Source organism: Fictibacillus nanhaiensis (assembly GCF_049537595.1).
GTDB classification, from domain to species: Bacteria; Bacillota; Bacilli; order Bacillales; family Fictibacillaceae; genus Fictibacillus; species Fictibacillus nanhaiensis_F.
In genome coordinates, this window is record NZ_JBMULM010000001.1 from 1 (window position 1) to 12946 (window position 12946).

The following is a 12946-nucleotide window of genomic DNA, read 5'->3' on the forward strand; positions in this document are numbered from 1 at the left end:
GTGAACTGTTCCCTTAAAATTAGACAGTTTATAAAAAGACCATTTAAGCAGCTATTAGATGACCTCGGAATTGTTCCGGGGTCATTCTGCTTAATGTCCATTGATATCTTTCTGTATTGTAATATTCTATGTATTCCTCTACTTTGTACCTTAATTCAGCGACCGTTTTACATTCGACATCTACTTCGTCTTTAAAGTGCCCAAAGAATGATTCCATAGGGGCGTTATCCAAACAATTCCCTCTCCTTGACATGGATTGTGTAAATCCTAATCCTTTTACTCGTTTTTGAAATTCAGGATGTGTGTAATGGAAACCTTGATCGGAATGAAGAATTGCACCAGGATAAACATTCCCGTCCAAAGAGTCCATTAATTTTTCTAGTGTTCGATAAACAATCCCCATGCTTAGTGATGTTGAAAGAGAGTACGCTAATATCTCTCTGGTTGTACTGTCTTTTACGCAAGATAAATAAACCTTTGAACTGTCCTCCAAATATAAATACGTAATATCTGTGAGTAAAGCCATTCCAGGTCTAGACTGGACAAAGTTTCGATTCAGGATGTTCGGGCACGTTCTATGTTCTTGTGTAGCCTTTGCTAATTTCCTATAAGGATTTTTCCTGCGTATTTTTGTTTCAAGATTAAATTTTGTTTTAATTCTATATATTTTTTTGAGATTCATTTTAACATCATAGATATTTTCTAGACGCATCTTTATTACGCGTCCGCCGAGCTTTTCTTTTTTACTGTCATGAATCTGCTTAATGAGTTGATAATCCTCTTGATCTTTTGTTTCTCGTTCAAGGCGCTTTGGCTCTGCTTTTAGCCAGGCATAATAGCTCTTTCGTTTTACACCAGCTATTTCACAGAGATGGGAGACATGGCGTTTAAGGTTGTGTTTTCGGATCGTTTCATTGATGAGCTGATACTTCTCAGATGTAGTTACTTCTTTTTCGCCTGCCTTTCTAGTTCCTTGAGCTTTTTTAAGAAGTCGATCTCCATTTCAAGGAAAGCATTTCGAGCTTCTGCTTTCTTTAATTTTTCTTCTAAGGTTGGTTCCTTCGAAGAAGGACGTCCTGTACTGCCTTTTCCACGACGCTCCGTGTAAAATCCATCCTCACCATGCGCTTCAAACGAGTACCTCCAGCGTTTTAAACAAGCTTGTGGTTTATCGACTCCAATCATCTCGATATCAAAACCATGATCTATAAAAATTTCCATTGGTAATTTTCCTTGTAAATATTCTTTTACAGCTTGAACCTTAAACTCGGGTTTATAGCTGATAGAACGATCTGAAACATGGCTTACATTTGGATTGTTTTCAAGTTGTTTTCTTTGAAGTTCGTTATAGATAATTTTACTCAATGTGGATTCCCCGTTCTCCCTGTTTGGTTTGATTATAACGGGTTTCTTGTTAAAGAACACAAAAAATCCCGAATAACGGACTTTTTATAAGTGTCCATTATTCGGGATACAGTTCATTGTAGGGCTTTTTCGCTTCCATTTTTTTATTCTTTTTTAAGATAGTCTCGTACACACTTGCGGCCAGAGGGTATCCGAACTTGGATCATTATCTCAAATCTTTTGTTAAGAAGCATCCTGTAATTGGAATCCGAGAAGAGGCTTATCAAAACACAGCCTCAACAGGATACACAACTCCGTATTACTACATAACCATTTCGAGTGATAGCCTTGAACCTTTTGTTAATCAAAATTCAGAAAATCCTGAAACGACAAAAAAAGAATACCAAGCAAATGCTTAGTCTTTATCAGTTAATTCCAAAGAGTATCGTATTGTGATTGAATCATTTATGAGATACATAAATAAAGAACCTGATAAAAAGATTTTTGAATAACTCGTAGCTGATATTGAAAAACTGCATTTTCCTCTTGGCACCGTTATACTTAACGATAATTTCATACCAAAAGAAAAAGGACACAGCTAAAAAGACAACACACTTATGCGTGGAGCTCCTGATTATATCATTAAGAATTAACGAAGAGATGAGTGTCCTAAAATATTACCAAATTCATTAAAATAAATAGTAAAAACCTCACAGCAACATCAGCCATTTGATGTTGTTTTTTTACTTTTTATGGGTATATATTAGGTGGCAGGTAATAATGTGTAACTTTACAATAATATAGGACGTATACTTGATATCACATTTCTCACCAACCAGGGAGGTTCATACATATGTTACACACAAAAAAGACGGGAATGATTACAGCTTCTCTTATTGGCATCATGCTACTTGGAGGTTGTATGAAAGGAGCAACAGAAACGGTGAAAAAGGAAGATAATCCACTTGTGAGTGTTCAGGGGTATACTGGCGAAGGATATGACTTGCCAAACGGAAAAGAAAACGACAAAATCGCTGAGGCTAGTCGTGAAAAGGTCGTTTCTTCAACAGAAAAATTCTTCTTAGATACATACAAAACAAATGTAAAAGTACATAACATTGTCGGCAACAAAGACGGAGCGAGTGTGTTTGTAGAATCGATCGAGGAGCCACGTTTTCACACGTTCGCTGTGATTCCGATCGATAACAAAGGCAAAGTACGGCCAGAAGGCATCTGGACGGAAGAAGGACAAGTCGAATTATCGATCAAGAGCGGCTTGTATGCCATGATCTATGAGGAGCAGCTAAAAACACTTGATACTTATCTTGAAGGCTTTGTAAAAGAACACCCAGTAGTCGGAAAACAAGAAGAAGCGATACAAAAAACGTCTACAACAGGGTTTACGACACCGTATTATTACATCTCCATAGCAGGAAAAAGTCTAGATGGTCTTTATGAAACGTATATAAACAATCCTCAAAAAACAAAGAAAGAGTGGCAGGCCGAAGCGAAAAATCTTCAATCCAGTCCAGAAGACTTCTTAATCACGATCCAGTTATATATGAAAGAAAAAGGTGCAAAGCCTGATCAGAAGATTTTTGATCAGATGGTAGGTGATCTTGAAAAGATGGAGAATCTATCACCTGGTTCTTATAGCGTGTTCCTAAACGACAACACCATTAATAAAGGCAGTGCCAACAATACAAAGGATAACAAACTAGAACTTAATTATCCGAATGAAATTAAAAAGCCTTAGCGATAGGAGGTTAATATGATTAAGACCCAAACGAAAACAGTTACCGATCAAGACTTAGTTGAAATTTCGGGATTTCATGCCTACCAAGAATACGAAGTGAACCAAGTTGTTGAAGTCAACGGAAATTCGTACCGCGTCTTAGATGTAAAAGAATCAGAAGTAAATGGTTTAAACGCGATCACTCTTGCATCAAACGATACCAAAGAAGTGATCGTCGCTTATACGGGTACCGACACAGGGGATAAGAGAGATTTACTCACCGACCTTCAGCTGTTAAGTGATATGGTCCCAGCACAAGTTGAGGCAGCCCGCGATTATTTTGATGATATGGAAAAAAAGTATGGAAACATCTCTTATGTGTGCGGAAACTCACTTGGCGGCGGAAACGCAAATGCGGTAGGGGTAGCAAATCCAGATGTCAAAACCGTAACGCTGAATCCTGCTATGCTGCCAGAAGGCGTTGTAGATTACGGAAAAGAATACGATAACATCACGAACTATTTTGGACGTTATGACGTCTTAACGAGTCTAGAAACCGGTTTAATGCTCGGTCATCGTATCCCGGGAAAACAGATCGAGATCAATCATGGCATTCCAAATATGATGCATTTTGCTAACAATCATACCGGATATATCGGTAAGGATGAAACGGGTAAGTTGGTTTATGTGATCGGTGAACCTGGAGAGCCAGGATTTGGGAAGATTCATTTTGATGAAGCCGACTCAAGCGTGGTATCGAGCATCTGGACAGGACACTCCCTTCATACCGGAAGTTCTGAGCGTATTGATATGAATACAGAGAACATGCACAAGCTTTCGAAGTCTTTAGAAGGTTATGTCGGCACACGAATGGGATACGTTCATTCGTATTTACAGAACTCAGCTGAGATCGTTGATCACGAAGGAAGCCGCTATTACGAACGACTTCATACGCTGCAACAAACTTTCCGTGATATGTTCGAGGAGGCTGCTGAAAATCCTCTATTCGCAGGAATCACCACAACGGGTAACGTTATCAAGACAGAGATCTACCATCTCATCACTTTATTAGATAGCGCGGAATCCAAAGTTCAATCTTTAAATTTTTTCTTGAACTCTCCGCCTGCCGAGCTCGTTGAATTCCTCATGAACAAAAATATAAACGTAGAATCACTATTTGGAGACGCTAGAAACTTTCTCTACAGTCTGCGCTCAAACGTTGAAGATCTAACCGATACACTTCCTAGAATGGTAACGCAAAAGATTCCTGAACTTTTTGAAGGTGGGACCGACCATTTTACGGATGCTGTAGTTGGTGAGTTTATGGCTCATTACAAGATTCTAAGCAAGAACAATATAACGGTTAAAAAGCACATGAATTCTTATAGCACAGATGTTACGGCAACGGCTGACAATTTTACAGAGAGAGACAAGCTGCTCGCAAGCGGTATCTCAACAGGTGTACCTCAGTCAATTATCATACCGAACTTTGGCTCAAGTGAAGATTTCAAAATGCTAGACTCTCCTTACTTAAAGATGGGGATGAAAATCCTTGATATTCAACTAGAGCTAGCTATTGCCGCTTTCGGAGATTTTGCGCATAAATTTTTATTGCCGCTGCTCGTTGGGCTAGAAGGAATCACCGCCATGTTGGAAAGTGTATTAGAAAGCATATCCAATACGATAAAAGGTGCGGTGTTTGTCATTTTAAACGGAAGCTTACCTGTTAAATTGGCTGGCATGTTCACAGACTTCGACGATAAGCTTCGTGCGATGGTAAATGACTCGCTTGAGCCACTTGATGAACTTGCTGACACGGTAGAAGGTCTTCGACGTGGACTCGACAATCTTATTGTTTTCTTTCCTGGACTTGTCCAAAAATTCAAGCCATATCTGAAATCCGCTTTGTTCAGTCAAACCAACTATTTCAATATCTACTTATACAACACGGCAGCAACCGGTATTCTTGAGGAAATGGACATGCTATTCAAAGACATCGTGTATCAGCTGACTCATAACAAAGGACTCGCGATCGATGCCTTGAGTGAAATCTCGCAACATGTAAAAAACAATATGCTCGTGATGCATGAGCAAACAGAACGCGGGACGTATGGTTGACCTCGAAAGCTTTATGCTTTTGGGGTTTATTTTTTTGGGCAAGCTATTAATCGTATAGGCTCCGGATAGGTGAAGAAAACTTACTTTGTTCAGTTCTACTTCCTTGCATCTTTAAAACATTTAATCTTAAAATAGGGAGGATTTAGGAATTTAGCTGAAACTATTTTTTGAATGGCACGTAATAATAAATAGAAAGCTTATTTATGATTTGAAAAGATAGAAGGTTATTTTTATGACATTTACACGAAAGAAAAAAATAGCAAAAATCATGTTATGGGGAGTTTTATTATCACTACCCCTATGGCTGCTTTCCATATTAATTGCCGTTACGATATGGATTATATATTAAAGAAGAAAGCACGAGGAAGATTTCTCGTGCTTTCTTTATGATTAGGAGAAAAACGAAGATGCAAGACGTATTAAAGCAGTTAGTGAAGGAAACGGTGGCTCCTCTATTAAAGTTGCATGGTTTTAAGAAAAAGGGAAACCATTTTGCGCATATGTTTTCAGAGTTTTCATGGACGCTCAATGTTCAGTCTTCTAGATGGAATACGAACGATGATGTAGAGTTTACGATTAATACAGGTTTATTTATAAATAAACTATATGGAACGTACTATCTTTATGATCCGCCTGCATTTCCAACTGAAGTGGAATCTGTCTTAAGGCTAAGAGTTTCAGAGCTGAAGAGTGAATCGGAGGAACATGAAGATATTTGGTATAAGCTGACACCTGCAACTGATATAGATGACTTAAAAGAACGTATAAAACAAGATATTGAAGACATAATCCTTCCTCATTTTGAACAATTCCGAACCATCCAGAACATTATACAAGGATTAGAGAAAAGAGAAGAACAAGGTTATTTTGAACCGGTACATTTTCAAACCATTCTTTATAAAGAATATGGTTATAGAGAGGCTGCGCAAAAACGAATGAATAAGGTATATTCAGAATGTGAAACAGATGACCAAAGAGAATATACGAAAGAACTAGCAGGGCGTCTTGGTTTAGAAATAACTTGAATTTCACTTTCAATTAGTGTGACGCCTACGAACAATTAGAAACCATAGAATATACAATTTAGTTAGATATATTCACTGTTACGGTGAAGTTGATTAGAAAATTAGGCTGATCTTATAGGTTCTCAATAGAGAAATCAATAAGGTCAGCTTTTTTTGTAATGATAGTCAAGTAAATTGTACCTAACACTTGTAACTCACTTAATGTCGTTCGCCTCTTTGTAATTTAAATACATGGTCTGTAATCTTATTCTTATATAAGGAAAATTAAGGTAAGTAGAAAAGGAGGACATGTCATGTTTAGGATTGTACTTAAGAGTTTGCTTGCACTTCTGTTAATCATTCCCCTTTATCCAAGTGGGCAGGTTCATGCACAAGTGGAGCTGATTTCGGACACGCCGTTAAGTGAGAGACTTCACGACATTACACTTCATAGTCCGGCATTAGGAAAACAGACATCACTGCGAGTCATTTTACCAAAAGGGTATGAGGAATCAAAGGCAACATATTCTGTTCTTTACTTGTTGCATGGTTGCTGCGGTGACTATAAAGCATGGACGGCTCGAACGGATATTGAAAAGATAACGGAGGATCTGCCGTTGATTGTGGTTATGCCGGATGCGGGAAGAGGTGCGAGTTATTCGGACTGGTATAACGGAGGTGCCTATGGACCGCCTCAGTGGGAGAAATATCATATTGAAGAACTCATCCCGTGGATCGAGCAGCATTATCGTGCAAAAGGAACACGGGAAGGACGAGCAGTAGCTGGCTTATCCATGGGTGGCTTTGGTGCGATGTCATACGTGGCAAGACATCCCGATCTTTTTGTATCAGCGGCTTCGTTTTCAGGTGTACTTGATACGAACTTAGACCCTGAGTTTTTAGAGAAAACAATTTTTCAGAACCAGGAAAAAGTGCCACCTGGAACGGTTTGGGGTGACAGAGAAACGAACGAGATCATTTGGAGAAGCCATAATCCTTGGGATTTAGCAGAAAACTTGGAAGGTGTAGATCTCGCCATACACACGGGAACAGGTGAAGCGGGCGGACCGTTGGATGGTGGTTTGGAATCTCCGGTTGAAGAAACATGTTTTGTAATGTCAACGAGTATGCATAATCGGTTAGAAGAACTGAACATTTCGCATGTGTGGGATAGTTATGGACCTGGTTCCCATACGTGGGGATATTGGCAGCGCGATATGCACCAAACGTTGCCACGATTCATGAATATCTTTAACAATCCGCCTGAAGCACCGATTCCTTTTCAATACAAGTCGGCTGAATCATCCTTTACGTTTATGGCTGGGATGTTGAATTTAATCGAGACGAAATGGAGTTTGCTAGATTATCTGACGTGACAAAGAAAGGATTTAAACTTCAGGGTTCAGGAAAAGCGGATGTACAGACAGCACCTTGGTTTAAGCCGAACGGAAAATATCAGGTGAAGATTAAGAGTGATCGGGGTGCTGAAGTAGTGAAGACTCGTGCGGATAAAGAGGGAAGATTGCGTGTTGAGTTGGATTTTGGTTCGAAACATGTGGGGGACGAGGTATCGGTTAGTTTTAAACAAATGAAACATAATAAACAGTAATAGTAAATGAGTATTCTTAAGTAATCGTAGCTAAGTACTTATTTACACGTTCTTAAGAGAAGGCTGTGTCCTTCTCCTTTTTTGTTTTTAAAATTAAATCTTCTAAGATTATTATTACTTCTAAAGACTCATATGTATAAAATTAAAGCACTTGAAGATTTGCGTAATAGAGAGCAGAAGGTGTATTAGGTGCACGTATGACGGGTGGCTGGATTTGGTGGTTGTGCAATAGCCATTATTGAATGTGATCAAGTGGATGAATTTATTATAAAAGTTGGACGCGAGTATCAAGAGAAAATCGGCTATGATGCTGACTTTTATGTAGCGAGTATTGGTGATGGTGCTAAGGAGATTACTAGGGAGGTCGTATAGATGAGTATTCTTGTTCTCGGTGGTGCAGGTTACATTGGTTCCCATGCCGTATATGCGTTAATTCAACAGAAGTATAAAGTGGTTGTTGTAGATAACCTCCAAACGGGTCATAAACAGGCGTTGCATCCGGATGCCGTTTTTTATGAAGGAGATATTCGTGATGGAGATTTTCTAAGATCTGTTTTCTCGAATGAAGAAATTACAGGAGTTCTTCATTTTGCTGCACATTCACTTGTTAGCGAGTCAATGGAAAACCCTCTAAATTATTTTGATAACAACGTATACGGAACTCAAAAGTTACTAGAAGTTATGGTTGAATTTGGTGTGAAACATATCGTTTTTTCTTCTTCGGCAGCAACATATGGAGATCAGGATGTTATGCAGATTACAGAAGATATGGAAACGAATCCTTCAAGTACGTATGGCGATACCAAGTTGATCATGGAGAAACTAATGAAATGGTGTGACACAGCTTACGGTATCAAATATGTTTCTCTTCGTTACTTTAATGTAGCAGGAGCACGTTCCACGGGTGAGATTGGAGAAGATCACAGTCCCGAAACACACCTCATTCCTCTCGTGCTTCAGGTCGCTCTTGGGAAAAGAGAATCCATCTCTATTTTCGGAGATGATTATCCCACAGAAGATGGGACTTGTATCCGAGATTATATTCATGTAGAAGATTTGATTGATGCTCACATCTTAGCTCTTCATTATCTTCAAAATGGTGGCGAAAGTAATATTTTCAACCTTGGAAGCAATAAGGGGTATTCCGTTCAACAAATTATTGAGTCTGCAAGAAAAGTAACGGGACATCCTATTCCGGAAAAAGTCACACCAAGACGAGCAGGTGACCCTGCAAGTTTAATTGCTTCTTCGGAAAAAGCAATGAATATTTTAGGCTGGGAGCCAAAGCACACAGACATTCATAAAATTATCGAAGATGCATGGAAATGGCACCAATCACATCCTGAAGGATATAACGAGTAAGAGGCATTCATTCAGTGAGAATTTACTGTGTTATACAAAGTCTTATCAAAAAGCGATTACCCGAAATCTTATTGACGAGCGTGATCAGATCTATGTTCGTAACCAATTAATTGCCCTTCTTAAATTAAATCGTTTGGATGAAAGCCATGAAGCGATAGACGTAGAAATCCCCGATCTATTAGAAGACATTGAAAGATATGCTGTAGAAACAGGATTAATAAGAGATCTGTTGGACGAAAAAGAAATCATTTCAAGTAAGATCAAGGATATTTTTATGCCGCGTCCGTCGGATTTGAACCGAACTTTTTTCGAGATATACAAAGAAAATCCGAAGAAAGCGACGACATTTTTTATGATTTAAGAAAAAACAGCAACTATATTCAAACAAAAAGGATTGCAAAAAATATTAGCTTTCAAGCAGAGACTACTTATGGTGAGCTTGACATTACTATTAATCTTTTAAAACCAGAAAAAGATCCTAAACAAATTGCTATGGAAAAAGAGATGAAGGTAACGGATTCGAATTATCCGAAATGTTTGCTTTGTATGGAGAATGAAGGGTATGAAGGAAGGATAGGCTATCCTCCACGTTATGGACCTGGTTCCCATACTTGGGGATATTGACAGTGCGATCTGCACCAAACGTTACCATGATTTATGAATATCTTTAATAACCCTCCTGAAGCACCAATTCCTTTTCAATATAAGTCGCTGAATCATCATTTTCTGTTTGCGGCTGGGATGCTGAATTTAATCGAGATAAAAGGAGTTTGCAAGAATACCTGACGTGACGAAGAAAGGATTTAAACTTCAGGGTTCAGGAAAAGTGGATGTTCAGACAGCACCTTGGTTTAAGCCGAACGGAAAATATCAAGTGAAGATTAAAGGTGATCGGGGTGCCAAAGTAGTGAAGACCCGTGCGGATGATGAGGGAAGATAGCGTGTTTAGTTAGAATTTACATCAAAACATGCTGGGGACGAGTTGTCAGTTAGTATTAAGTAAAAGAAGCATTTATTTCAAAAAAAGACTCATAAATTTATTGTGAGTTTTTTTGCGTGATAATAGGAATGAAAACTAGGCATGTCTTTCTAGTTCAAAACTCTCTAGATTCTGTAACATATAAGAAAAGTGAAAGCTTTGAAGAATTTCTAAGTATTTTAAAAGTATAGATGTTTCTGTAGAGTATAACTGTAAAAGAATTTAATAAGCTTTAATACCTAATGCGCCACTACCAAAAAAAACTTGAAATAGACTGAGATAGTAATATAAGATAACAAAACACCAGTTAGGCTGCCAAACTTCCAAATCGATCGGGGTATGGTAGCCTAATTTTTTTTGGAATTCACTCTTCATAATAATATCCTCCCTGACTTTACTATCGATATAAAATTAATCTTCACATATCGAATTTCTGATGTTTAAAGGTTCAGAGAAAACTATTCAACTTGTTCCTCAGAGACAAACAAAAAAATTAGGCATGTCGATGGCGTTGGAGAGATTAATGCAGGGGCGTTTAATACTAGAGCATTTGGTTTTTCAGCGCGTACTTCTTTAATCGCTGTAATTGTGCCACATTATCTAAATGTGCATGCATGCGTATCATTTGTATGCATGAGTGATAGCCACGTGTCGGTTGCGGCTTTGTGCCGTGAACATTCGAATTAGCTAGTGCGGGTATTGCCACTTGAGAGGAGATTAGTCTAACAGCAAGTGAAGAAGCTAGTAATCTTTTAAACTTTTTATTTAAACCATACTTCTCAATCCCTACGAATTTGTCATACTATTAAAATTTAGATTTAACAAGACATTGTAAAGTCAAATAATGTCGAAATTGAGAAAAATTTAATTCGTATGTTATATTTACACTTTTACAAATTCGGATATTTTGGTATTAGACCTAAAATAGAACATTTGGCACGCTATTTAAAGAGGCTTAATATATAGCAATAGTTATAAAGTGCCTTGAAACAGAAGGCGGATAGAATTAAAATCTATGAAGTCAGGATTATAAAATAATGAAGAAAATCGGAAAATGGTTTATTGAACCTTACATAATCATAACGCAGGAATGGCAACTCCTATCTCAACGGAATAAGGAGGAGTCTATAACAGGTTCTGAAAAAGGAAGAATTAAGGAGCTTCAATTCTTTAACATCATGCTCGCGGCTGTTTATACCTTATTCTGCTACATGTTTGTAGGCGACTTGGTCATGCTTATACGCGGAAACTGGGTATCGCTGATGGGTGTTGTATTTGGTTTCTTAATGATGTTACTTCTAAAGAGAATACAAGTCTCGCGCTATCTTAAACGAAGAGACGCTTATATCAAAAAAGTTGAAACGCTTATTAAACAGTAGAAAGGAAACATCAACTTATGCGTAAACCGACCTTCATTACATTCTCCTTACTTCTTATTCTCATCCTTGCAGCATGTAGCGAGAGTAAGACTTCTACTAAAAAAGAAATGTCTGACAAAGAAAAACAAGAAGAGATCGTTAAAGTTATTAATGAAGACATCGCTCAAATTTCTAAATATGAGGTAGAAGCTAATCAGATTCTAGCTTCCGTTTCTGGTGAAAATTTTAAAAATGATAAAGAATTATACGATGTGCTCGTCAATCAGGTCATCCCACTCTACGATAAAGTAGTAGAGGGAGCAAAAGAAATCGATCCGAAAACAAAAGAGCTTAAAGCACAAACAGATAAGATGGAAAAAGCGTCCTTAATCTATCAAGAAGCCTTGTTATTGGAGAAGGAAGCCTTAGAAAAACAAGACAAGAGTTTAATAGAAAAATCAAACGAAAAAGGACTTCAATATCAAGAAGCGATTCAAGAGTTTCATGAAGGTATGGAAAAATTAACGAAGAAGTACGATATTGATTATGAACCAACTCCGTTGAACTAATATAAAAAGACGGTCACTTTGTGAAGTGATCGTCTTCTTTGTGTCTATCTACTTTTTATTATAGGGACTCGTCATTCTCTTTCTTTTCCAACTTCACATCATGCTTCTTCGCTAACTTTTCCACATCGTTCTGATAATCTCGCATCATTTTACGCGCAGTATTGAGCTTTTCGTTCGCTTCGTTAATCGTGCTGCTGTCTTGGTTCTCAATCGCGGTCACGATGAGGAGAAACGCGCTCGCCTGTAGGTTTGTAGCTTCAATAAAGTCTTCATGTAACTTTCGAAGTTCGTCAGTCTTTGTTTCGACAGCTTCAAGCTTTTGTATAAACGCGTTGTATTCTGGAATAATCTCCAACTTCAAAGCATCGTAAAGGGTGTAGTTATCTGTGTAGTTCACTCCTGTTACCGCTTCATACTTTCCGACAACCTTTGTTTCCTCATCTGCCAGATCCGGCATCTCTTCGTTTACGTAGTGAAGCAGATCTTTCTGAACCGGATCATCACTGCACCCAGAAAGAATGAAAATGAACATGAGCATGCTCACTAATGCGAATTTTTTTATCAAATTCATCTGTCACCTCCCTCAATCACTGTATTCTCGGTGAAATCTGTCCTATGACTTGGTTTTTTAGTTGCGGGGAGGACTGTACAGGTAAAAGTTATGCAATTATCGGTGGTGAGAGTTGGAGTTCAGGTGGTGGTGAACATGTTACCGGTGGAAGCGAACATATCTCAGGTGAAAACAGCCATTTTACCGGTGAACACGTAACAAAAATAAAAACACGTACCGTAAAATCAGTAAGTAAAATGGTACACAAGTTTCATTGAAAATCACGGTTTACTTATTGGATAATAAAGGAAGTGTAAA

14 protein-coding genes and 2 pseudogenes are annotated in these 12946 nt (G+C 38.1%); 13 read left to right on the plus strand and 3 right to left on the minus strand.

What is annotated here, in order from left to right; all coding sequences use genetic code 11:
- Positions 1 to 43: 43 nt before the first annotated feature.
- Positions 44 to 1365 (minus strand): IS3 family transposase gene (locus tag ACOZ9X_RS00005; RefSeq protein WP_423416476.1). Its coding sequence is split into 2 segments (ribosomal slippage): positions 44 to 993 and positions 993 to 1365, totalling 1323 coding nucleotides; the frame shifts between segments, so codons are not numbered across the junction.
- A 158-nt stretch (positions 1366 to 1523) separates the two neighbouring features.
- On the opposite strand from ACOZ9X_RS00005, the gene ACOZ9X_RS00010 reads away from it, so the two are divergent.
- The 10 genes and pseudogenes from ACOZ9X_RS00010 (at position 1524) to ACOZ9X_RS00055 (ending at position 10112) form a co-directional block, all read left to right on the plus strand.
- Entirely contained in the window at positions 1524 to 1763 is a 240-nt protein-coding gene (locus tag ACOZ9X_RS00010; RefSeq protein WP_423418189.1) for a DUF1672 family protein, read from the plus strand.
- 434 nt (positions 1764 to 2197) lie between these two features.
- A complete protein-coding gene (locus tag ACOZ9X_RS00015; RefSeq protein ID WP_423416477.1) occupies positions 2198 to 3100 on the plus strand; it encodes a DUF1672 family protein in 903 nt (300 codons plus the stop codon).
- 15 nt (positions 3101 to 3115) lie between these two features.
- A complete protein-coding gene (locus ACOZ9X_RS00020) occupies positions 3116 to 5197 on the plus strand; it encodes an SA1320 family protein (RefSeq protein ID WP_423416478.1) in 2082 nt (693 codons plus the stop codon).
- A gap of 407 nt (positions 5198 to 5604) precedes the next feature.
- A complete protein-coding gene (locus ACOZ9X_RS00025; protein WP_423416479.1) occupies positions 5605 to 6222 on the plus strand; it encodes a DUF4304 domain-containing protein in 618 nt (205 codons plus the stop codon).
- A gap of 293 nt (positions 6223 to 6515) precedes the next feature.
- The gene (locus ACOZ9X_RS00030; protein WP_423416480.1) at positions 6516 to 7577 is read left to right on the plus strand and encodes an alpha/beta hydrolase; all 1062 of its coding nucleotides are present in this window, start codon (positions 6516 to 6518) and stop codon (positions 7575 to 7577) included.
- Positions 7574 to 7810: a hypothetical protein gene (locus tag ACOZ9X_RS00035; RefSeq protein ID WP_423416481.1), complete on the plus strand. Its 237-nt coding sequence runs from the start codon at positions 7574 to 7576 to the stop codon at positions 7808 to 7810. The genes ACOZ9X_RS00030 and ACOZ9X_RS00035 overlap by 4 nt, the downstream gene beginning before the upstream one ends.
- Before the next feature lie 179 nt (positions 7811 to 7989).
- Positions 7990 to 8182 (plus strand): annotated as a pseudogene (locus tag ACOZ9X_RS00040) (galactokinase); the annotation flags it as partial.
- On the plus strand, positions 8183 to 9172 hold the full coding sequence (gene galE, locus ACOZ9X_RS00045) for a UDP-glucose 4-epimerase GalE (RefSeq protein WP_423416482.1): 990 nt from the start codon (positions 8183 to 8185) through the stop codon (positions 9170 to 9172).
- Positions 9126 to 9796 (plus strand): annotated as a pseudogene (locus tag ACOZ9X_RS00050) (hypothetical protein). The gene galE and the pseudogene ACOZ9X_RS00050 overlap by 47 nt, the downstream one beginning before the upstream one ends.
- A gap of 163 nt (positions 9797 to 9959) precedes the next feature.
- Positions 9960 to 10112 carry a hypothetical protein gene (locus ACOZ9X_RS00055; RefSeq protein ID WP_423416483.1) on the plus strand — a complete coding sequence of 51 codons (153 nt, stop codon included), beginning with the start codon at positions 9960 to 9962 and terminating at the stop codon, positions 10110 to 10112.
- 261 nt (positions 10113 to 10373) lie between these two features.
- Here ACOZ9X_RS00055 and ACOZ9X_RS00060 read toward each other — a convergent pair whose 3' ends face one another.
- A complete protein-coding gene (locus tag ACOZ9X_RS00060; protein ID WP_423416484.1) occupies positions 10374 to 10526 on the minus strand; it encodes a hypothetical protein in 153 nt (50 codons plus the stop codon).
- 662 nt (positions 10527 to 11188) lie between these two features.
- Between ACOZ9X_RS00060 and ACOZ9X_RS00065 the strand changes: the two genes are divergently transcribed.
- Together ACOZ9X_RS00065 and ACOZ9X_RS00070 are read left to right on the plus strand one after the other, a co-directional pair.
- Positions 11189 to 11530, plus strand: a complete 342-nt coding sequence (locus ACOZ9X_RS00065; RefSeq protein ID WP_423416485.1) for a hypothetical protein — start codon at positions 11189 to 11191, stop codon at positions 11528 to 11530.
- A 17-nt stretch (positions 11531 to 11547) separates the two neighbouring features.
- Positions 11548 to 12078, plus strand: coding sequence for a hypothetical protein (locus tag ACOZ9X_RS00070; protein WP_423416486.1), 531 nt, complete (start codon positions 11548 to 11550; stop codon positions 12076 to 12078).
- 58 nt (positions 12079 to 12136) lie between these two features.
- On the opposite strand, the gene ACOZ9X_RS00075 is transcribed toward ACOZ9X_RS00070, so the two are convergent.
- Positions 12137 to 12649 (minus strand): hypothetical protein, encoded by a 513-nt coding sequence (locus ACOZ9X_RS00075; protein ID WP_423416487.1) that lies wholly within the window; start codon positions 12647 to 12649, stop codon positions 12137 to 12139.
- Positions 12650 to 12693: 44 nt separating this feature from the next.
- Here ACOZ9X_RS00075 and ACOZ9X_RS00080 point away from each other — a divergent pair, with 44 nt between their 5' ends.
- Positions 12694 to 12906 carry a hypothetical protein gene (locus ACOZ9X_RS00080; RefSeq protein WP_423416488.1) on the plus strand — a complete coding sequence of 71 codons (213 nt, stop codon included), beginning with the start codon at positions 12694 to 12696 and terminating at the stop codon, positions 12904 to 12906.
- Positions 12907 to 12946 lie beyond the last annotated feature (40 nt).

Bases quoted from the DNA above. Each gene is read 5' to 3' on its own strand.
- ACOZ9X_RS00020 (WP_423416478.1), top strand. From the start codon at position 3,116: ATGATTAAGACCCAAACGAAAACAGTTACCGATCAAGACTTAGTTGAA.
- ACOZ9X_RS00060 (WP_423416484.1), bottom strand. From the start codon at position 10,526: ATGAAGAGTGAATTCCAAAAAAAATTAGGCTACCATACCCCGATCGAT.
- galE (WP_423416482.1), top strand. From the start codon at position 8,183: ATGAGTATTCTTGTTCTCGGTGGTGCAGGTTACATTGGTTCCCATGCC.
- ACOZ9X_RS00030 (WP_423416480.1), top strand. From the start codon at position 6,516: ATGTTTAGGATTGTACTTAAGAGTTTGCTTGCACTTCTGTTAATCATT.
- ACOZ9X_RS00015 (WP_423416477.1), top strand. From the start codon at position 2,198: ATGTTACACACAAAAAAGACGGGAATGATTACAGCTTCTCTTATTGGC.
- ACOZ9X_RS00025 (WP_423416479.1), top strand. From the start codon at position 5,605: ATGCAAGACGTATTAAAGCAGTTAGTGAAGGAAACGGTGGCTCCTCTA.
- ACOZ9X_RS00080 (WP_423416488.1), top strand. From the start codon at position 12,694: ATGACTTGGTTTTTTAGTTGCGGGGAGGACTGTACAGGTAAAAGTTAT.
- ACOZ9X_RS00070 (WP_423416486.1), top strand. From the start codon at position 11,548: ATGCGTAAACCGACCTTCATTACATTCTCCTTACTTCTTATTCTCATC.
- ACOZ9X_RS00075 (WP_423416487.1), bottom strand. From the start codon at position 12,649: ATGAATTTGATAAAAAAATTCGCATTAGTGAGCATGCTCATGTTCATT.
- ACOZ9X_RS00065 (WP_423416485.1), top strand. From the start codon at position 11,189: ATGAAGAAAATCGGAAAATGGTTTATTGAACCTTACATAATCATAACG.